The sequence below is a fragment of the Streptomyces sp. NPDC016469 genome (genome assembly GCF_040632905.1).
Lineage (GTDB): Bacteria > Actinomycetota > Actinomycetes > Streptomycetales > Streptomycetaceae > Streptomyces.
On record NZ_JBEYCQ010000021.1, the window covers coordinates 96,846 to 115,997 of the forward strand.

At 72.1% G+C, this 19,152-nt stretch carries 15 protein-coding genes; 8 read left to right on the forward strand and 7 right to left on the reverse strand.

What is annotated here, in order from left to right:
• Both ABZ565_RS23810 and ABZ565_RS23815 read left to right on the forward strand, forming a co-directional pair.
• Positions 1 to 450, forward strand: coding sequence for a spore-associated protein (locus tag ABZ565_RS23810; RefSeq protein WP_361030308.1), 450 nt, complete (start codon positions 1 to 3; stop codon positions 448 to 450).
• A 131-nt stretch (positions 451 to 581) separates the two neighbouring features.
• On the forward strand, positions 582 to 1,784 hold the full coding sequence (locus ABZ565_RS23815) for a TerD family protein (RefSeq protein ID WP_361030311.1): 1,203 nt from the start codon (positions 582 to 584) through the stop codon (positions 1,782 to 1,784).
• 18 nt (positions 1,785 to 1,802) lie between these two features.
• On the opposite strand, the gene ABZ565_RS23820 is transcribed toward ABZ565_RS23815, so the two are convergent.
• The gene (locus tag ABZ565_RS23820) at positions 1,803 to 5,000 is read right to left on the reverse strand and encodes a TIM-barrel domain-containing protein (protein ID WP_361030410.1); all 3,198 of its coding nucleotides are present in this window, start codon (positions 4,998 to 5,000) and stop codon (positions 1,803 to 1,805) included.
• Between the two features lie 338 nt (positions 5,001 to 5,338).
• Here ABZ565_RS23820 and ABZ565_RS23825 point away from each other — a divergent pair, with 338 nt between their 5' ends.
• Positions 5,339 to 6,067, forward strand: coding sequence for an alpha/beta fold hydrolase (locus ABZ565_RS23825; protein WP_361030314.1), 729 nt, complete (start codon positions 5,339 to 5,341; stop codon positions 6,065 to 6,067).
• Positions 6,068 to 6,136: 69 nt separating this feature from the next.
• Here ABZ565_RS23825 and ABZ565_RS23830 read toward each other — a convergent pair whose 3' ends face one another.
• Together ABZ565_RS23830 and ABZ565_RS23835 are read right to left on the reverse strand one after the other, a co-directional pair.
• Entirely contained in the window at positions 6,137 to 7,303 is a 1,167-nt protein-coding gene (locus ABZ565_RS23830; RefSeq protein WP_361030317.1) for a hypothetical protein, read from the reverse strand.
• Positions 7,304 to 7,479: 176 nt separating this feature from the next.
• Positions 7,480 to 8,280 carry a GNAT family N-acetyltransferase gene (locus ABZ565_RS23835; protein WP_361030320.1) on the reverse strand — a complete coding sequence of 267 codons (801 nt, stop codon included), beginning with the start codon at positions 8,278 to 8,280 and terminating at the stop codon, positions 7,480 to 7,482.
• Positions 8,281 to 8,393: 113 nt separating this feature from the next.
• Here ABZ565_RS23835 and ABZ565_RS23840 point away from each other — a divergent pair, with 113 nt between their 5' ends.
• Positions 8,394 to 9,332, forward strand: coding sequence for an aldo/keto reductase (locus tag ABZ565_RS23840; protein WP_361030413.1), 939 nt, complete (start codon positions 8,394 to 8,396; stop codon positions 9,330 to 9,332).
• Here ABZ565_RS23840 and ABZ565_RS23845 read toward each other — a convergent pair.
• Entirely contained in the window at positions 9,329 to 10,195 is an 867-nt protein-coding gene (locus ABZ565_RS23845; RefSeq protein WP_361030323.1) for a helix-turn-helix transcriptional regulator, read from the reverse strand. The two genes, ABZ565_RS23840 and ABZ565_RS23845, sit on opposite strands and share 4 nt — an antisense overlap.
• A gap of 144 nt (positions 10,196 to 10,339) precedes the next feature.
• On the opposite strand from ABZ565_RS23845, the gene ABZ565_RS23850 reads away from it, so the two are divergent.
• The 4 genes from ABZ565_RS23850 to ABZ565_RS23865 all read left to right on the forward strand — a co-directional run bounded on the left by ABZ565_RS23850 (position 10,340) and on the right by ABZ565_RS23865 (position 15,716).
• Complete coding sequence (locus ABZ565_RS23850) at positions 10,340 to 11,119, forward strand: NAD(P)H-dependent oxidoreductase (RefSeq protein WP_361030326.1); 780 nt, start codon at positions 10,340 to 10,342, stop codon at positions 11,117 to 11,119.
• Between the two features lie 229 nt (positions 11,120 to 11,348).
• Positions 11,349 to 12,797, forward strand: a complete 1,449-nt coding sequence (locus ABZ565_RS23855; RefSeq protein WP_361030329.1) for a glycoside hydrolase family 76 protein — start codon at positions 11,349 to 11,351, stop codon at positions 12,795 to 12,797.
• Between the two features lie 77 nt (positions 12,798 to 12,874).
• Positions 12,875 to 15,169, forward strand: coding sequence for an excinuclease ABC subunit UvrA (locus ABZ565_RS23860; RefSeq protein ID WP_361030332.1), 2,295 nt, complete (start codon positions 12,875 to 12,877; stop codon positions 15,167 to 15,169).
• Between the two features lie 43 nt (positions 15,170 to 15,212).
• A complete protein-coding gene (locus tag ABZ565_RS23865) occupies positions 15,213 to 15,716 on the forward strand; it encodes a GNAT family N-acetyltransferase (RefSeq protein WP_361030335.1) in 504 nt (167 codons plus the stop codon).
• Between the two features lie 12 nt (positions 15,717 to 15,728).
• Here the strand turns inward: ABZ565_RS23865 and ABZ565_RS23870 are convergent, their stop codons facing one another.
• The 3 genes from ABZ565_RS23870 to ABZ565_RS23880 are packed head-to-tail and all read right to left on the reverse strand — an operon-like array spanning position 15,729 to position 19,149.
• Positions 15,729 to 16,643 carry a class I SAM-dependent methyltransferase gene (locus tag ABZ565_RS23870; protein WP_361030338.1) on the reverse strand — a complete coding sequence of 305 codons (915 nt, stop codon included), beginning with the start codon at positions 16,641 to 16,643 and terminating at the stop codon, positions 15,729 to 15,731.
• Entirely contained in the window at positions 16,640 to 17,752 is a 1,113-nt protein-coding gene (locus ABZ565_RS23875; RefSeq protein ID WP_361030341.1) for an NAD(P)-dependent alcohol dehydrogenase, read from the reverse strand. Before ABZ565_RS23875 ends, ABZ565_RS23870 begins: the two co-directional genes overlap by 4 nt.
• Positions 17,749 to 19,149 (reverse strand): aldehyde dehydrogenase family protein, encoded by a 1,401-nt coding sequence (locus tag ABZ565_RS23880; protein ID WP_361030344.1) that lies wholly within the window; start codon positions 19,147 to 19,149, stop codon positions 17,749 to 17,751. The genes ABZ565_RS23875 and ABZ565_RS23880 overlap by 4 nt, the downstream gene beginning before the upstream one ends.
• Positions 19,150 to 19,152 lie beyond the last annotated feature (3 nt).

The following is a 19,152-nucleotide window of genomic DNA, read 5'->3' on the forward strand; positions in this document are numbered from 1 at the left end:
ATGCGAAACATCCGTACTCTCGCTACCGCCGGGGCCCTGACCACCCTCATGGTGGGCGCGACGGCCGCCTTCGGCCCGACCGCCTCGGCCGCGCCCAACACCACCCCGCAGAAGGTCTGCGGCAGCTCGTACAAGACCGTCAACTCCGCTGCCGTGGGCTCCCTCGGCACGGTCTACCTGACCTACAACGCGTCGAACGGCAGGAACTGTGTGGTGACCATCCGGTCCACCCCCGGCACCGCGAAGGAGATGTCCACCAACATCTACGTCTCGGACACCGACGAGTCGGCGGGGGACTACGGGAACTACACGTCGTACGCCGGCCCGGCCTACGTCTACGGCAAGGGCCACTGCGTCAGCTGGGGCGGCCACATCGCCAACGTGTACGTGTCCGTGGAGAACTCCAACTGCGCCTCGTTCAAGGAGCAGCGGACCCTCGAAGTCCGCTGATCCGCGCCGCTCACCGGCCCCGTCCCCGGGTCCCGCCGGGGCGGGGCCACCCAATTCCCCGCTTCGCCCATGACGGGCACTCCGCATTCCGTACGCTGCCGGAGACGGGCGGACTGCTGAGGGGGAGCCACATGTCCTTGCGCAAGGGAGCCAACACACCGGTCGCGAGTCCGGTCGTGCGGGTGGAGCTCGGCTGGCGTACCGGCCCCGGCGCACCCGATGTCGACGCCTCGGCGCTGCTGCTCACGGCGGGTGGCAGGGTCCGCTCGGACGACGACTTCGTGTTCTACAACCAGCCCGTGCACCCCCGCGGCGCCGTGCGGCACGAGGGGCGGCGGCAGGACGGCACCGGCGTGGTCGAGACGATCCAGGTGTCTCTGGCGGCGGTGGAGGAGGACATCGCGACCGTCGTCCTCGCGGCCTCGACGGACGGGACGTTCGGCAGGGTGTCCGGCCTCTACATCCGGGTGCTGGACGCGGCGACCGGCGCCGAGACGGCACGGTTCGACCCGGTGGACGCCACCACGGAGACCGCGTTCGTGCTCGGGGAGCTGTACCGGCGCGGTGGCGCGTGGAAGTTCCGCGCCGTCGGCCAGGGTTACGCCTCCGGACTCGCCGGTCTCGCCACCGACTTCGGCATCACCGTGGACGAGCCCGCGGCCCCCGCGCCGGTCGCCGCGCCCGCGCCTCCGCCCGTACGGCTGTCGAAGATCACGCTGACCAAGACCGCGCCCTCGGTCTCCCTCACCAAACAGGGAGCGACGTCCGGCGCCATGCGGGTCAACCTCTCCTGGAGCGCCCGCACGCCTCCGCGCGGCTGGATGAACAAGGGCCGCGACGCCGTCCGCCTCGAAGACGTGGACCTGGACCTCTCCTGCCTGTGGGAGCTGCAGAACGGGGCGAGCGGGATCGTCCACCCCATCAACAACCAGTTCGGCTCGTACGACCAGCCGCCCTACGTCCAGCTGGACCAGGACGACCGGACCGGAGGCAGCGAGGACGGCGAGAACCTCACCATCAACCTCGACCACACCGCCGAGATCAAGCGCCTCCTGGTGTTCGTGGCCATCTACTCCGGCGCGTCCAGCTTCGCCGGTCTGCACGGCGTGGCCACCCTCCACCCGCCCGCCGGTCCGCCGATCGAGGTGCAACTGGACGAGTGCACGGTCCCCGCGCCCGTGGCGGCGATCGCCCTCATCGAGAACATCAACGGCGAACTCATCGTCCGCCGGGAGGCGAAGTACATCATCCTCCCGCCCGGCATCCTCAAGCAGCAGGCCGTCGACCTCGCGTACGACTGGGGCCTGTCCTGGCAGCCGGCCAGCAAGGACTGACCGGCTGCCGGACCGCTGCTACCAGTACGTGACGGTCACCGGCGCGTGCACGTTGCGCTTCGGCAGGGTGACGGTCAGCGTCTTGGACGCGGCGTCCCACTCATAGGCGTGCGCGGACAGGCGAGTCCCGCTCGCGGTGACCCGCTCGGGGGCGTGGTCCGCCTTGACCGACAGGGTCCACACCCGGTCCTTCGCCCGACCCCGGAAGGACCCCCTCGCCGGGGAGACGGACACCGTGTGGCGTGCGCCCGACTCCTTGTAGGAGATCTTCGTCGTGGCGCTCCGGACGCTGCCGAGGGCGCCCCCGTCGTCCTCGTACAGGCTGAACGAACCGGAACCGCCCGGGGCGATCGTGAGCGTGAGGTCGTTCGCGCCGGCCGCTCCGTCGTGGGCGACGTCATGCGTGCGGCTCGGGACGATCCCGCCCGCCCTGACGAACACCGGCATGGTGTCCAGCGTCGTCGTGACCTCCTGCGTGGTGCCGCCCTCGTACGTCTTACCGGTGAAGTAGTCCGTCCACCGCCCCGGCGGGAACCACACCGAGGTCTTCGCGGAGGCGCCGGGCGTGGTGACGGGGGCGACCAGCAGGTCGGAGCCGTAGAAGTACTCGCTGCCGGCCGTCTCGTACGCCTGCCGCTCCTCCGGGTACTCCAGATACACCGGCCGGACGATCGGCACACCGGTCCGGTTGGCCTCCTCGGCGAGCGTGTAGGTGTACGGCAGCAGGCTCTCGCGCAGGTTGAGGAACTTCTTCGCGGACGCCGACGCCTCGGGGCCGTACTGCCAGGGCAGCCGGTCGCTGTGGTTGCTGTGCAGCCGGTCGACGGGCTGGAAGGTGCCGAACTGGACCCAGCGCGCGTACAGGTCGTCGGGCAGCTTCGTCGTGGTGTGCGTGCCGCCGCCGTCGGTGTACGTCTCCGAGCCCTTCAGGCCCGTCGTGTCGTTGTGGCCGCCGATGTCATGCGTGACGTTGGCCATCCCGGTCGCCGCCGACTCGGCCGGGGTGTAGCCCACCTCGAACTTCAGTGTGCCCCAGGTGGACGACGTGTCGCCGGTGAAGTGGACCGTGGTGCGCTTGTCCGCCCAGGGCCCGGTGGGCACCGACTGCTGGCCGCTGTACCCGGCGGCCTGGAGCGACCCGTAGGCGCGGGAGAGGACGAACGGCCGGTCCAGGTGCCGGCCGGTGGCGTCCGCGTACTGCTGGTTGATCCACGCGTCCGGGGTCACGCCGGGCAGCGACGACTGCGCCGCGTCACAGCACCAGTCCAGCCACCAGAAGTCGTTGCCCTGCTCGTCCATGGTCCGGTGCAGATCCATGTACGCCTGCAACTGATCGGGGTCGCCGAAGTCGAAGACGTAGCAGTCCGGCCCCGCACCGCCGCCGCAACTGCCCTTCTTCAGCTTGCCCTTGGCGGTCTTCTGGGCCTGGGCGAACTGGGGGTCGGCGGCGAGAATGCTCGGGTGCACGTTGAGCGTGTTGTGCAGGCCCTGGGACGCGGACCAGTCGAAGAACCCCTTCGGGTCGGGGAACCTGGCCGGATCGATCTCCCAGCCGCTCCACGCGTTGACGGCCTTGTAGTCGGTGTCCGTCACCAGCACGTCCAGCGGCACGCCCTCCGACCGGAACTTCGGCAGGATCGTGTTCCGGTAGTCCGCGTCCGTGCGGTCGATGTACTCCGAGTACCAGACCCCGTACGCCCAGGAGGGCAGCAGCGCGGGCGGTCCGGTGAGGGTCGCCAGGTCGCCGAGGCCCTGCTTGTAGTCGTGCCCGTAGCCGAAGAGGTAGCCGTCCTGGTACGGGGCGCCGCCGTGCCCGGAGCGCTGGGTCACCTTCCGGGACGCGGAGTCGTAGAGCGCGGACGGGGTGTCGTCCAGGAGGTACCAGCCGTCCTGGTTGAGGAGCCCGGGCGTGGTGACGGGCGGCGCGCCGTTGCCGGTGACGCCGTCGAGGCCGCGCCGGTATCCGCCGAGGGCCAGGTGCGGTTGCGGAGCCGGGGAGCCGGTCGCGGCGACGGACACGGTGTCCGCGTTCACATGGCAGCTCCCCGCGTCCGGGCAGGCGAGGGTGACGTCGTTGGCGCCCGCATCGAGGTGGACGGGCAGGGTGGCCGTGGACCACGTGTCCCAGCTGTCCGTCGCGGGGAGCGACAGGGTGCCGGTGGCGCCGCCCGCGGACACGGTGGCGGTGCGCGTCTCGTGCCGGCCGTCGCCGCCCGGGCCGTTGGCGTAGCGGACGCGCAGGGTGTACGGGCCGGCCGAGGGGACCTCCACGACACGCGTGGTCAGCGAGGAGCCCTGGTTGAGCTCGGCGACGAAGCCCGTCCCGGCGAAGCCCTGGTGATCGGTGGCGGCGGCCGCCGAACCGATGACGCGCCCGGCCTCCGCCTCACAGCTCACCCCGAACCGGCAGTCGGCGATCGCCGTGCTGGAAGCGGGCGGGTATGCCTCGCCCCCGCCCAGCAGCGCGACGCTGTCCACGTTCACACTGCCGGAGTCCGCGGCGCCCCGGGTCAGGCCCACCGTGTGGTGCCCGGCGTCCAGCCGGACATCGGCGAAGGCGGTGTCCCAGGTGTCCCAGTCCGCCGTCGGCGGCAGCGTCACCCGCTGCTCGTCGCCGCCGTCCACCGACAGGGTGAGGGTGCGCGGCTCGCTCTTGCCGTCGCCGCCGCGCGCATTGGCGTACCGCACGGCGAACCGGTAAGCGCCCGCCCCTTTGACATCGATGTCAGAGGACAGGGAGGCGCCGGTGCTCTCGAAGCCGGCGGCGAACCCGGACCCGGTGTAGCCGTCGTGGTCCGACGCCACGGAGACCCCGCCCGCCCGCAGGTTCTCCGCCTCGCAGAGCGCACCGGGCGCGCAGGTGATCCGGTGCCAGGGGGTGGCGGCCACGGGGGAGTCGCCGGCATTGAGCCGGACCGACAGGTTCTTCGCGTCGAACGGCCCGGAGCCGACCTTGTACCGCAGCGTCACCGCGCTCGTCCTGAGGGTGAGCCAGCCGTCCGCCGTCTTCGCGGTGTACGCCGCCGGGGCGAAGGAGTCGCGGCCGATGGCGTTGAACGTCGCCTCGTCGGTGAACGCGCCGTCACCCGCGTACTCGGTCCGGATCAGCGTGGGGGACAGCACCTGGAACCGGGCGTCGCCCGAGGTGACCGTCGGGATCCGGTGGCTGTGCGGACCGCCCGCCGACGCCGGGCCCGCCGTGCCCGTCACCGTCATGGCCGCGGCGGTCCCGAGGACGGCGGCTCCACCGATCCACCGCCGCAGCCCTCTGCGCCGCCTCGCTGATGGAGGTTTCATGTGGGACTCCGTTCTCACGCCGACCGGCAGGTCCTTCAGCACCGCGCCGCTCGTTGTGCATCGTTGGAAAAGTGCAAGTGGCATGAGAGCACGCCCATGGCGCGGTGTCCATAAGGACGGCAACGACTCGTCGTCACCGCCGCGGCGGAGGCGACGGGCCCGAAGACCGGTGATTTAGCCGATGGCGTGGGCACCCGGTGCCCGGCACCTTGTGCGGGCAGGCAACCACATCCCCGCGTTCCCCTCAGGAGTGCCCCATGCCTCGTCGTTCACCGCGTCGGCTCCTCGGCGTCCTCGCGGCCGTCACGGTCGCGTTCACCCTGTTCTCCCCGGCGTCCGCGGCCGGCGCCGCCGAGACGCCCGCCCCGGCCCGCGCGGCCGCGGTGCAGCCGCTGTCGACCAGCACCCCGGTCGTCTTCGTCCACGGCTACACCGGCAGCGCCTCCAACTGGGTCACCGCCATGAGCGTCTTCCGCCTCAACGGCTGGTCGAGCTCCAACCTGTTCGCGTACGAGTACGACTCCTACGGCAACAACATCACCAACGCCCAGGGCCTGGCCGCTTTCGTCAACAACGTGAAGTCCCGGACCGGGGCGAGCAAGGTCGCGATCGTCAACCACTCCATGGGCGGTCTCGTCAGCCAGTACTACCTGAAGGTACTCGGCGGCAACACCAGCGTCAGTCACCTCGCGTCCATCGCCGGTGCCAACCACGGCACCACGTACGCCGGTGCCTGCCTGATCTACACCACCTGCCAGCAGATGTACCCGGGCTCCTCGTTCATCTCGCAGATCACCTCAGGTGACGAGACCCCCGGCGACACCAAGTACGCCACCTGGTACTCGGCGTGCGACGGCATCATCCTCCCGTACACCAGCACCCGCCTGAGCGGCGCGACGAACAACAACGTGCTCTGCCAGACCCACATCGGGTACCTGGCCGACACGGTCGTCCTCGGCCAGGTCGCGCGGTTCATCGCCTCCTGACCCCGCGTGACCGGACGGGCCCGGCCCCCGACGCCTTGCCGCCGGGGACCGGGCCCGTCCGCCGTGCGCTCAGGCCCGGCCGTGCCGGCGGCGTACCGCGGTGAAGCCCACGGCGCCCGCCCCGGCCGCGACCAGGCCCGCCGCGCCCAGCGCCGTCGCCGAGAGGCCGCTGCTCCCGGTCTCGGCCAGCTGCGCGGTCATGCCGGAGGAGGTCGCGTCGGCCCCGTTGCCCGTCGTGGCGGGGGAGGACGACGCGGTGGCGGAGGGGGACGGGGACGCGGTGCCGGTTGTGGCCGCTGCCTTCTGCACGGTGACCGTGGCCTTCGCGCCGCAGCTGGTGATGCCCCTGAACGGGATCGAGCCCTCGTTGACGATCGCGCACGGGGACAGCTCGGTCTTGCCCAGTGGCGCGTCCTTGCGGTAGGAGACGCGGACGTCGGCGGTCGCGGTGCCGTGCGCGGCGAGGGAGGCGTCCTTGCCGATGACGTCGTAGCCGTAGACATCGGGTTCGGCGGCGGCGGTGACCGGCTTCAGCGTCGTCCACGTGCCCGAGCGCCGTACCTGGACGGTGGTGTAGCGGTTGGTGAACAGGACGTCCGTGACGTTCTCGTACGCCGACGAGGTCGGGTTGTTGACGGTGGCTTTGAAGGTGATCGCTGCCCCTCCGGCGGTCGCGGTGGTGGGCACGTTGATCAGGCGGGTGGTCAGCCCGTTCACACCGACGAAGTCGAAATCGGTGGCATTGGCGGCGCCGGAGGCCCCGTAGGAGATCATCGTCGTCAGCTTCAGATGCTCCGTGCCCCCGTTACTGGCACCGTTGTGCGGGGTACCCATGGGCAGGCCGATCCGCATCTGCACGGTCTGCGACTTCCCCGCGGCCAGGGCGAGCTGTTCGGGCAGCTCACCGCCCCAGACGGTGCCCTCGACGATACCCAACGGGATCTTCTTCCACGTCGAGCCGTCGAGCCGGTACTCCAGACTCAGCGCGTTGTCCGGCAGGGCAACCCCGCCGTCGATGCGGTAGATCAACCGGGCCGAGGACGTGTCGGACATGCCGGTGTTCGACGCGGTGGTGGTGAAGGCGACCGGCAGGCCGCCGAGGCCGATCTCCGCGGGTGCCTCGGTGGACACCGCCAGCTCCGGCGGGGCGGTGTCGGCCAGGGCGCCCGGGGCCAGGGCGGCTCCGGTGATGGTCAGCAGCAGCCCGGCGGCCGAGGCGACGACGGACGAACGCACGGTGCGCGCAAGGGTGTGCAAGATTCCCCCAGGAAGTGTGGGCGGCGCGGCCGGTTGCCGCGTCCCGCCGGCGACGGGTGGATCGGCCCGCCGTCTCACACAGTTCGACAGGCCACCCGGGCCCCGGGTTGTGACCCCGGATGTCATGGTTCTGTGACAGCGCCGGCCGCCTCGCCTCACCCCTGCGAGCCGTAGAAGCGCATGGCCGAATTCGGGGTGAAGCCGATCCGGGGGTACACCGGAGCACCCGCCGCCGTCGCGTGCAGGGTGGCCCGGGTCAGGCCCGTGGCGCGGGCTCCCTCGTACAGCGCCTTGCGCGTCACCGCCTCCCCGTACCCCCGGCGCTCCCAGGCCGGATCGGTGGCGACCAGTACGACGAAGAGCCGGCCCGCCGCCTCCACCGTCGCGGCGCACGTCACCGGCACCCCCCGCCGCAGGCCCAGATAGGCGTGCACCCCGCTCCTCCACAACGAGGACCCCGCCAGCCCGTCGCGGCCCGCCTCCAGGGGGAAGCCGTACGCGCGCGAGTTCAGATCCGCGTACGCCAACAGCTGGTCCTCCTCGCTCACGCGAACGAACTCCAGCTCGGGGTGGACCGGTTCGGGCAGCGGGAACAGGTCGCCCGCCATGCCCGTGCCGGAGAAGGCGTACGCCAGACCGGCGCGCTCGGCCGCCGTGTCCAGCGAGGCGCGCGCCTCCGCGTCGAGCAGCCCCTCGAAGACCCAGAGGAAGCCGGGCCGCCTCTTCGTCCGCATGATATCGGCCGCCTCACTCATGCGCCGGGCGGCGAGCGCCGCGTCCGCGCCGACATCGGTGAGGGTGACGCAGTTCCAGAACACGAAGCCGCAGTCGGCCCAGCGCACGGCGATCCCGGGCAGGTCCCGTACATCCGCGCCGGCGTTCCGGTCCAGCACCATGGTCCGCCAGCCGACGGTGAGTTGTTCCATCGACTCGACCGATTCCGCGAGATCCGCCACCACGACTCCTGAGGGTTTCGAACTGCCGGCTTGACCTGGAGCGCACTTCAACGCCGAGCATGACGGACATGGACCACGCAGACACGAACCACGCGAACATGAACCACACGAACATGAACGACATGAGCCCCCGGATCGTTCTGGGCACCATGGGCTTCGGCACGCAGGTCGACTCCGACACCTCCTTCGCGATCCTCGACGCCTATGTCGCCGGCGGCGGCGACTGGCTCGACACCGCCAACTGCTACTCCTTCTGGGCCGACCCCAGCGGCGTCGGCGGCGCCAGCGAGCGCGTCATAGGTGCCTGGCTCGCGGCCCGCCCCGGCGCTCGCGAAGCCGTGCGGATCGCGACCAAGGTGCGGCAGAACCCGCTCGTCCCGCACTCCTGGCCGCAGAGCGCGGAGGGGCTGTCCGCCCGGGCCGTCCACGCGGGCGTGGCGGAGAGCCTGGAACGCCTCGGCGTCGACCACGTCGACCTGCTGTGGGCCCACGCCGAGGACCGGGCCGTCCCCCTGACCGAGACGGTCGGAGCCTTCGGCGAACTGGTCACCAAGGGCGTGGCGTTGCGGGTCGGCGCCGCGAACCACACCGCCTGGCGCGTCGAGCGGGCCCGGGCCCTGGCCCGCGAGCAGAGCGCGGAGCCGTGGACCGCCCTGCAACTGCGCCACTCCCTCGTCCAGCCGCGCCCGCTCACCCCGCTCGCCGAGGGCGGCCACCGACTGCTCACCGCCGAGGACCTGGACCTCGCCGAGACGGAAGGGCTTGAGGTGTGGGCGTACAGCTCCCTGCTCTGGGGCTCCTACACGCGCCCGGACAAGCCGTTCCCGGACACGTACGACCACCCCGGCACCACCAGGGTGCTCGCGGTCCTGGACGAGGTGGCCGATGAGGTCTCCGCGACCAGGAACCAGGTCGTCCTGGCGTGGCTGCTGCACCAGGGCATCGCCCCGATCGTCGGGGTGAGCCGCGTACAACACGTCGAGGAGGCACTCGCCGCCCGGGACGTCCGGCTCAGCGACGACCACCTCGCGCGCTTCGAGGCGGCGCGCTAACGGGGGCGTTCCTCGGGGACGGGGGACCGGCTGGGTGTGCTGCGGCTCTCCAAGTCCGCGTCGGCCCCCAGCCCGGCCAGCAGCCGCAGCCCGTCCTCCGCCGGGCTGCCGGGGGCCGCCGACAGCACCACCATCTCCCGGCCCGACGCGTCCGCCAGGTTGAAGTTCTCCTGGTGCAGCTCCAACACGCCGACGAGCGGGTGCCGGTACACCTTGCGCCCATGCGTACGTGCGCGCACGTCCGCGCGGGCCCACAGCCGGCGGAAACGGTCGCTGCCCATCGACAGCTCCCCGATGAGCGAGGCCAGCCGCGCGTCGTCCGGATACTTTCCGGCGGCCAGCCGCAGGTGGCCGACCGCGTCCAGGGTGCACTGCTCCCACTCCGCGTACAGACCCCGCTCGGTCTCCTCCAGGAAGAGGTGCCGGGCGGTGTTCATGCCCGGCAGGGGCCGGCCGTACAGCAGCCGGGCCAGGCGGTTGCCCGCGAGGACGTCCATGCGGTGGTCAATGAGCAGCGCGGGTGCGTCGGTGACCAGGCCGAGCACGCGCAGCAGCTCCGGCCGCACCCGCCCGCCGGGCATCTTCGCGCGCCGGCGCCGCTGGCGGGCGAGCCGGTCGAGGTGCTCGCGCTCGGTCTCGTCCAGGCCGAGGACACGGGCGAGCGCGTCCAGGACCTGCTCCGAGGGCTGGGTCGCGCGCCCCTGCTCCAGGCGTACGTAGTAGTCGACGCTCACTCCGGACAGGTGCGCGACTTCCTCGCGGCGCAGTCCGGCGACCCGGCGACGGCTGTCGGCGGAGATGCCGGCCGAGGCCGGGTCGACCCGGGAGCGCCGGGTCCGCAGGAATCCCGCGAGATCGTCCATGCTCCCAGTATGGCCACGCCCGTCCCGCACAAGGGTGGCCCTGCCGTTACCAGGAAGTCCCGTCCGACGGAAGCGGCGCCCCTGAACACCGGGCGCCCGGGCGTCCAGGATCGAACCCATCCGATCCGAAGGAGTGCGGTTCCCATGAAGACGCTCATCGTCCACGCCCACCCCGAGCCGAAGTCCCTCAACGGCTCGCTCAAGGACCTCGCGGTCTCGACCCTGGAGACCGCCGGGCACGAGGTGCGGGTGAGCGACCTGTACGCGATGAACTGGAAGACCACCGTCGACGCGGCGGACTACGGGCCCGACGCCTCGGACCCGCTCAAGCCGGCCCGCGACTCCGGCCGCGCCTTCGATGCCGGCACGCTCACCCCGGACGTGCGCGCCGAACAGGAGAAGCTGCTGTGGGCGGACACCGTCATCTTCCAGTTCCCCCTGTGGTGGTACACGATGCCGGCGATCCTCAAGGGCTGGGTGGACCGCGTGTTCACGTACCACTTCGCGTACGGCGTCGGCGAGCACAGCGACACCAAGTACGGCGAGCGCTACGGCGAGGGCACGCTCGCGGGCCGCCGCGCCCTCCTCTCGGTGACCGTCGGCGGCCTGGAATCCCACTACTCGCCCCGAGGCATCAACGGCCCCATCGACGACCTGCTGTTCCCGATCCAGCACGGCATCCTCCACTACCCCGGCCTGGAGGTCCTTCCGCCGTTCGTCCTGTACGGCACCGACCGGATGACCGCCACGGACTACCCGGAAGCGGCCAAGGCATGGCAGGAACGCCTGCTCACGCTGGAGTCGACCGCCCCGATCCCGTACCGCCGCCAGAACTTCGGCGACTACGAGATCCCCTCCCTGCACCTGAAGGAGGGCCTGGAACCGGTGGGCCGTACGGGTTTCGGGCTGCACGTGTCGGGCTGACGGGACCGCTGCCCTTTGCGGCCCCGCCCGCATCCGGCCGCCACCACGGGCGGCGCCCTCCGCGTCGACGGCGGCCATGCCGGCTCGATCCTGCCCCGAGCGCGCCCGCGGCCGGGGCAGGAGGCCCGAAGTGTTGACGTGCCCATGGCGCTTCGCTAGCGTCGGAGAGCGTTCTCCTGAGCCTCGGCGGAGTGCCCTCCGCCGCCCCCACTCGTTCCGGGAGTCCTTCATGAAGCCTGCGCGCCCCCGGGCGGCCCTCGTCGGTGCCGTCCTGACAACGTTGTCCACGCTTCTCGTCGGCGCCGTGCCCGCCGCCGCTGCCCCGGAGGCGGCGGTGTGCAACACGTACTGCGACGCGCGGGACCCGGCGCTCAGCCCTCAGGACCGGACCCCTGTCACCGCCACCGTCGGCTCCCGCACGATCGCCCTCCACTTCGACGACACCGACGCGATGGGCTGGGGCTCCCTCGACAACGGCGGGGCGGGTGACCGCGTCTGGCTGGACCGGTCCATGGACGGCGGCAGGACCTGGGCGTCGGGCAGCAAGCTGGGTGACACCGCCGTGCCGTCCGGGGGCCGGGGCTGGCGCACCCAGATGTACAACGTGGACGACTGGAACACACAGGGTGTCGGAGCCCTCCGCGCCTGCGGGCAACCGGCGGGCGGTGGCGCCATCGCGTGCACCCCCTGGGCCCGCACCACCTGGAACGCGGGCAGCAGGAGCACCGCCGCCGCGACCGCCCTGATGATGTCGTACGACCGGAACACCAAACTCTTCGGCGGCAACGGCTGGTGGACGGCCGCCAACGCGCTGACCGCCGTCATCGGCAACATCCGGATCAGCGGCATGGGCAGCTACCGGTACGCCATCTCCGACACGTACGAGAAGAACATCAACGCCCAGGGCGGCCGGTTCCGCAACGAATACCTGGACGACACCGGATGGTGGGGCCTCGCCTGGATCGCCGCGTACGACCTGACGGGGGAGAGCCGCTACCTCGACACCGCACGGGCCGACGCGGACCACATGTTCGCCAACTGGAACGGCACCTGCGGCGGCGGGGTCCGGTGGAACACCGGAGGCAACTACAAGAACGCCATCACCAACGAACTCTTCCTCGGCCTCACCGCGGCCCTGCACAACCGCATCCCCGGCGACACCGTCTACCTGGAGCGGGCGAAGAACGAGTGGGACTGGTTCCGGCGCAGCGGCATGATCAACGGTGACCGCATGATCAACGATGGGCTGGACGGCAACTGCGCCAACAACGGCCAGCCCACCTGGACCTACAACCAGGGCGTCATCCTGGGCGCGCTCACCGAACTGCACCGGGCCACCGGCGACCAGGGTCTCCTGACGACCGCGCGCGGTCTGGCCGACGCGTCCACCGTCCGGCTCCAGACGGACGGCGTCCTGCGCGAACCCGGCGAGGGCGACGGCTGCACCGGAGACGGCCCCAGCTTCAAGGGCGCCTATGTGCGCGGACTCGGCACCCTCGACCGCGCGCTCTCCGACCACCCGTACGCCGTGCCGCTCGACCGCTGGGCGGACAGCGCCCACGACCGGGACCGCAACGCCCTCGACCAGTACGGCCCGCACTGGAACGGCGGCGGCGGAACCACCGACTACGGCTGCCAGCAGAGCGCGCTCGACCTGCTCAACGCCGCCGCGGGCTGACCTTCCGGGGCGCCCGGTACGCGAAATGCCGGGCGCCCTCACCCATGAGGGCACAGGCGGCTGGGTACGCTCCCCTGATGAGCGATGCGCATGCGGCCGGGGTGATCCGCGTGGTCGGCGCGGCGACGAACAACCTCAAGGACATCACCGTAGAGGTGCCCAAGAAGGCGCTCACCGTCGTCACGGGCGTGTCCGGCTCGGGCAAGTCGTCGCTGGTGCTGGACACGATCGCGGCCGAGGCCCAGCGGCTGGTCAACGACGCCTACCCGACGTTCGTACGCAACCGGCTGCCGCAACTGCCCGCGCCCGAGGTCCAGTCGATGGACGGGCTCACCTTCACCGCACTCATCGACCAGCGCCGCTTCACCGGGAACGCCCGGTCGGTGGTGGCCACCGCCTGCGATGTCGCACCGCTGATGCGGCTCGTGTTCTCACGCATCGGTGAACCCTCCGCCGGCTACACGCCCGCGTACTCGTTCAACGACCCGACCGGGATGTGCCCGGAGTGCGAGGGCATCGGCACCGTGGTCGACATCGACCCCGCCGAACTCATCGACCCGCAGAAGTCCATCGACGAGGGACCCGTCCGGTTCAGCCTGTTCCGGCGGGGCGGATACCGGTGGAAGCGGTTCGCGTACTGCGGTCTGTTCGACCGGGACAAGCCGCTGAAGGACTACACGGACGAGGAGATGGACCTCTTCCTCCACGCCGAGCAGCTGAAACCGCCGAACCCGGACCCGGAGTTCCCGAAGACCGCCCGGTTCGACGGGGTCGTCACCCGTGTACGCGACACCTTCGTCAAGAACCACCCGACGAAGATCTCGCCACAGGTCCGCGAGGAGCTGGACCGCATCACCACCCGCCACACCTGCCCGGAGTGCCACGGCACCCGGCTCAACGAGGCGGCCAGGTCCAGCCTGATCGACGGCCGTTCCCTCGCGGACTGGTCGGCCATGTCGGTCACCCGGTTACGAGAGCTGCTGGAGGACACCCACGACCCGCGCGTCGAACCCGCGCTCGACGGCATCCGCGCCACGCTCGACGCCCTCCGCTCCGTCGGCCTGGGCTACCTCTCCCTGGACCGGGCCTCCTCCACCCTCTCCGGCGGCGAGGCCCAGCGCGTGAAGATCGTCCGGCACCTGGGCAGCGCCCTCACCGACGTCACCTATGTGTTCGACGAGCCCTCGGTCGGCCTGCACCCCGTGGACGTACACCTCCTCACCCATCTGCTGCTCCGGCTGCGGGACTCGGGCAACACCGTGCTGGTGGTCGAGCACCACCGGCAGATGATCGGCATCGCGGACCACGTCATCGACGTCGGCCCGGGCGCCGGGAGCGACGGCGGGCGCATCGAGTTCGAGGGCACGCCCGACGCCCTCCGCGCGAGCGGGACGGTGACCGGGCGGCTGCTCGGGACACCGCTGGAGATCGCGACGACCGCCCGCCCGTGGCAGGGCTCCGTCGTCGTCCGGAAGGCCCGGGCCAACAACCTGACGGGTTTCGACGCCGAAATCCCGCTCGGCGTCCTCACCGCCGTCACCGGAGTCGCCGGCTCCGGCAAGAGCTCATTCGCCACCCGGGAACTGCCCTTCCAGCACCCCGAGTTCACCGTCGTGGGCCAGGACCCCCTGCGCGGCGGGCAGCGGTCCACCTCGCTGTCCATCCTCGGCGTGGCCGACCACGTCAGGGGCGCGTTCGCGCGGGCGTCGGACCTGGACCCGTCCTGGTTCAGCTTCAACTCCAAGGGCGCGTGCCCGGCCTGCCGGGGCAAGGGCCACCTCACCACCGAGCTGGCGTTCCTGGACGACGTCTCCACGCCGTGCGACGTCTGCGGGGGCCGGCGCTTCAACGACACCGCCCTCGCCGTCACGGTCCGCGGCAGGACCATCGCCGACGTGCTCTCCATGGCCGCACACGAACTCGCGGACCAGTTCCCCGATGACCCCGAGATCGTCGCGGCGATGTCCTGGCAGCGACGCGTGGGCCTCGGCTACATCGCCGTCGGCCAGTCCCTCGACACCCTCTCCGGCGGGGAGAAGCAGCGCCTGCTCCTCGCGCGCCACCTCAACGGCGTGGACGACATGGCCGGCGAGCGGATCGTCCTGGACGAGCCGACCACCGGACTGCACCCCAGCGACGTGGACCGGATCAACGTGCTCTTCGACGACCTCCTGGGGGCCGGTGCCACGCTCGTCGTGGTCGAGCACAACCTCCGCGTCATCGCCCGCGCCGACCACGTCATCGACATCGGGCCCGGCGCCGGCAACGACGGCGGCCGGGTGGTCTTCACCGGCACCCCCGCCGCCCTGCTGGGTGACGCCGCATCGCCGACCGGCCGCGCGCTGCGGCTCGCCTCCGCACCGGAGACCTGACCTCGGTGGAAGGCGGCCCGTGGCCGTGCGGCAGAGTAGGTCCATGCCGACCTACGCGACCATGCCGTACCACCTGGAGACCGAGCGGCTGATCCTGCGGCCCTGGGCCGGGACCGACGCACCCCGGTTCAGCGAACTCCTCTCCGAACGCGGCGAGGAGACCTACACGGTGGAGCGCGCCCGCAAGGGCATCGCCGGTCTGCTCGCCGGCACGGAGAACACCGGCATCGCACTCCTGCCCATCCAGCGCCGCGACGAGGGCGACTTCATCGGGTACTGCGGACTGATCATCGGCCGCTCCACCCTGGAGGAGCCCGAGATCGCCTACGAGCTGTTCCGGCGTGCGCACAACCGGGGTTACGCCACCGAGGCCGCCCGCGCCGTGGTCGCTGCCGCCGCCACGACCGGGCGGCGGCGGCTCTGGTCGACCGTGGGCACATGGAACGCGCCCTCGCTCCGGGTCCTGGAGAAGCTCGACTTCGTACGGGACCACCTCTCCATGGAGGAGAACGGCGAAGTCGTCTGGCTCACCCGCGCGTTGCCGTAGCGACGGCGGCCATCACCACCTGCGCCGGTACGCGAACACCCACCGGTTTCCCTCCAGCGCGTCGTTCGGCTCCGGCAGCGGGCCGCGCCCGTGGCGCCGGGTGAACTCGAAAGGCGTGTGCGTCGAGGCGGACCAGCCCCGCGCGGCCAGCCGGCCCGCCGAGTCGGGGCGCGGGCCCTTGTCGAAGAGGCCGAGCAGGTCGATGCCGATCTGTTCGCGCGTCGCCGTGTAGATCGCGCTGTCGCGGTACGCCAGGAGGTCCGCCTCCAGCTTCGCCTCGAAGGCCAGGGCGCTGCCCTCGGCGGCCAGCAGGTCCACGGTGTCCACGAGATACGTCTCGGCAGGGCCCGGCAGGTAGAACAGCAACCCCTCCGCCAGCCAGATGCTCGGCGCCGCCGCGTCGAAGCCCGAAGCGGTCAGCGCAGTGACCCAGTCGTCGCGCAGGTCGACCGGGACCAGCACGCGTTTCACCCTCGGCGCGGCCGACAGGTCCGTCAGCACCTGGTGCTTGAAGGCCAGCACGCCCGCCCGGTCGACCTCGAAGAACACACAGTCCGACGGCCAGTCCAGCCGGAACGCCCGGGTGTCCAACCCGGCACCCAGGAGCACCACTTGGCGGGCGCCCGTGAGCACCGACCGTACGACGAAGTCGTCCAGGACCCGGGTCCGCAGCCCGAAGTAGCGGGCGAAGCGGCCCCACAACGCGTTCTCGTCCCCGTCGGGCACCTGCTCGATGCGCACGGGCCAGTCGGCGCACGCCGGCGCGGCCCGCACGAAGTGCTCGGCGTAGACGTCACGGGCCAGGCTGTCACGGCGTCGGGTCTCGATGGCACGGGCGGCGGCGACCAGCAGAGCGGTCAGCCCCACACCCCCGTCCACGCCTTCCGCCGCCAGGTCCTGGGACGTTGTACCGCATGCCTCGTTCATCGGCTTCTTCCCTCCGGGAGCAGGACGGGTTTGACCACCCGGCCCGCGTCGCAGTCGCGTTCGGCCTCGTTGATGTGGGCCAGGGGGTAGGTACGGATCAGCTGGTCGAAGGGGAAGCGCCCGGCCCGCCACAGCTCCGTCAGTACGGGGATCAGCAGCCCCGGCACCGCGTCCCCCTCGCAGATGTGGCGGACGCTCCGGCCCCGGTCCAGCGTGCCCGGCTCCAGCGGCAGGGCGGTGTGCAGCCGGGCCACCAGCCCCAGCGTCCCGGTCGGGCGCAGCGCCCGGAGCGCGTCGTTGATCAGCGCGGGCGACGCCGTCGTGTCCAGCGCGTACCGCGCGCCGCCGTCCGTCAGCCGGCGGATGCGCTCCGGCAGCCCGGCCGCGTCGGCGGGCAGTGCCACCGCGCCGAACCGCTCGGCGAGCTCCAGCCGCCGCGTGTGCCGGTCCACCGCCACGACCGGCACCCCGGCCGCCCCCGCCGCCATGACCGCGGCGAGACCCACCGCCCCGGCGCCGAGGACCACCAGCGGGTCGGCGGGACTGGCGCGGAAGGTGTTCAGCACCGCCCCGGCCCCGGTGAGGAAGCCGCAGCCCAGCGGGCCGAGCAGTTCGACGGGGAGCGCGGGGTCGACGCGGACGGCGTTGCGGGCGGACACGAGCGCGTACTCCGCGAACGAGGACTGGCCGAACCACCGGGGCGCCAGGGCCTTCCCGGCCGCGTCGCCGAGCCGGGGCGGCTCCTGCGCACGCCCGCCGAAGAGGTTGAGCGAGGCGAAGGAGTCGCAGTACGCGGGGGCCGCGCCCCGGCAGTTCCGGCAGTGCCCGCAGGAGTCGAAGCTCAGCACCACGTGGTCGCCGGGCCCGATCTCCGTGCCGGGGCCGCCACCCGCGCCCACGACGACCCCGGCCCCCTCGTGGCCGAGGACCGCCGGCAGCGGGCTGCGTCCGGCCGACCGGCGCACCGCCAGGTCGGTCCGGCACATCCCGGCGCCCGCGATCTCCACCAGCAGCTCACCGGCGGCGGGCTCGGTGTGCAGGACGACGTCCTCGACCGCGAACGGATCCTCGTACGAGCGCAGCACCGCCGCCCGGAATCTCCTGCTCATGGTTCCTCCGGGCGGTGCACGACGAACGGCCGCAGGTTCCCGTACAGCCCCCACGGCCCGCCCGCGACGCCGACCCCGCTGTCCTTGATCCCGGCGAAGGGCTGGGCGAGGGACAGCTCGGCGTGATGGTTGATCCAGGCCGTCCCGCATTCCAGCCGGTCCGCCACCGCCTCCGCCCGGTCGAGATCGGTGCCCCAGACGGAGCCGCCGAGCCCGAAGCCGGTGCCGTTGGCCGCGTCGACCGCCTCGTCGACGCTCCCGTACGGCAGCACCGGCAGGACCGGCCCGAACTGCTCCTCCGTCACCACCGCGCTCTCGGGCGGTACGTCGGTGAGGACCGTCGGGGCGAAGAAGTGGCCGGGCCCGGCCGGCCGGTGCCCGCCGGCCGCGGCCCGGGCGCCGTCGGCCAGGGCCCGCTCGGTGAGCTCCGTCACCCGGGCCAGCTGCGGGGCGTTGTTGACCGGACCGATGCGGGTGTCCGGGTCGAGGCCGCTGCCCACCGTGACGGACTTGGCGCGCTGGGCCAGCGCCTCGACCACCTCCGCGTGCAACCGGGCGGGGGCGTACACGCGCTTGACGGCCATGCAGACCTGCCCGCAGTTGCGGAACGCGGCCCAGAACAACCGGTCCGCGACCCCCTCCACATCGACGTCGTCCAGCAGGACGGCCGCGTCGTTGCCGCCCAGTTCCAGGGTGACCCGGGCGAGGGAGGCCGCCGCGCCCTCGGCGACCGCCCGCCCGGTGGGCACGGAACCGGTGAACGTGACGTGCCGGATGCCCGGATGCGAAGCCAGCCGCGCACCGAGGGGTTCGCGTCCGGTGACGACGGTCAGCACGTCCTCGGGCAGGGCGGCCGCCAGGACGGACCCCAGCAGCCGGGTGGCCAGCGGGGTGTACGGCGACGGTTTGAGGACCATGGTGTTGCCCGCCGCGAGCGCGGGCGCGAACTTCGCCGCCGCCAGTTGCAGCGGGAAGTTCCACGGCACGATCGCGGCGACCGGCCCGACGGGACGCCAGCGGACCTCGCTGCGCACGGGCCGCCCGTCGCTGATCCGCCGCGTCCTCGGGGCCAGGTCCGCGAAGTACCGCAGCCGGGCCGCCGTGCGGGCGACCTCCGCGCGGGACTCGGCCAGCGGCTTGCCCTGCTCCCGGGTGAGCAGCCGCGCCAGGTCGTCACCGGCCGCTTCCACGGCGTCGGCCGCGCCGAGCAGCGCGTGCGTCCGGGCGCCGGCGTCGGCCCGCCACCCGGACCAGGCCCGGTGGGCCCGGCCGATCACCGCGTCCAGCTCGTCCGGCCGCATGTCGGGGGCCTCCCCACAGGTCTCCCCGGTGGCCGGGTCGGCCACGGGGAACCAGGCGTCCCGGGTTCCGCGCCCCACCTCGTCAGAAGTCCGCATCCC

What these genes read in the sequence shown, in the direction of transcription:
- ABZ565_RS23840 (WP_361030413.1), top strand. Translation starts at nt 8,394, where the DNA reads ATGAACGACATGAGCCCCCGGATCGTTCTGGGCACCATGGGCTTCGGC.
- ABZ565_RS23820 (WP_361030410.1), bottom strand. Translation starts at nt 5,000, where the DNA reads ATGACGGTGACGGGCACGGCGGGCCCGGCGTCGGCGGGCGGTCCGCAC.
- ABZ565_RS23825 (WP_361030314.1), top strand. Translation starts at nt 5,339, where the DNA reads ATGCCTCGTCGTTCACCGCGTCGGCTCCTCGGCGTCCTCGCGGCCGTC.
- ABZ565_RS23850 (WP_361030326.1), top strand. Translation starts at nt 10,340, where the DNA reads ATGAAGACGCTCATCGTCCACGCCCACCCCGAGCCGAAGTCCCTCAAC.
- ABZ565_RS23875 (WP_361030341.1), bottom strand. Translation starts at nt 17,752, where the DNA reads ATGAGCAGGAGATTCCGGGCGGCGGTGCTGCGCTCGTACGAGGATCCG.
- ABZ565_RS23865 (WP_361030335.1), top strand. Translation starts at nt 15,213, where the DNA reads ATGCCGACCTACGCGACCATGCCGTACCACCTGGAGACCGAGCGGCTG.
- ABZ565_RS23855 (WP_361030329.1), top strand. Translation starts at nt 11,349, where the DNA reads ATGAAGCCTGCGCGCCCCCGGGCGGCCCTCGTCGGTGCCGTCCTGACA.
- ABZ565_RS23815 (WP_361030311.1), top strand. Translation starts at nt 582, where the DNA reads ATGTCCTTGCGCAAGGGAGCCAACACACCGGTCGCGAGTCCGGTCGTG.
- ABZ565_RS23870 (WP_361030338.1), bottom strand. Translation starts at nt 16,643, where the DNA reads ATGAACGAGGCATGCGGTACAACGTCCCAGGACCTGGCGGCGGAAGGC.
- ABZ565_RS23810 (WP_361030308.1), top strand. Translation starts at nt 1, where the DNA reads ATGCGAAACATCCGTACTCTCGCTACCGCCGGGGCCCTGACCACCCTC.
- ABZ565_RS23860 (WP_361030332.1), top strand. Translation starts at nt 12,875, where the DNA reads ATGAGCGATGCGCATGCGGCCGGGGTGATCCGCGTGGTCGGCGCGGCG.
- ABZ565_RS23845 (WP_361030323.1), bottom strand. Translation starts at nt 10,195, where the DNA reads ATGGACGATCTCGCGGGATTCCTGCGGACCCGGCGCTCCCGGGTCGAC.
- ABZ565_RS23880 (WP_361030344.1), bottom strand. Translation starts at nt 19,149, where the DNA reads ATGCGGACTTCTGACGAGGTGGGGCGCGGAACCCGGGACGCCTGGTTC.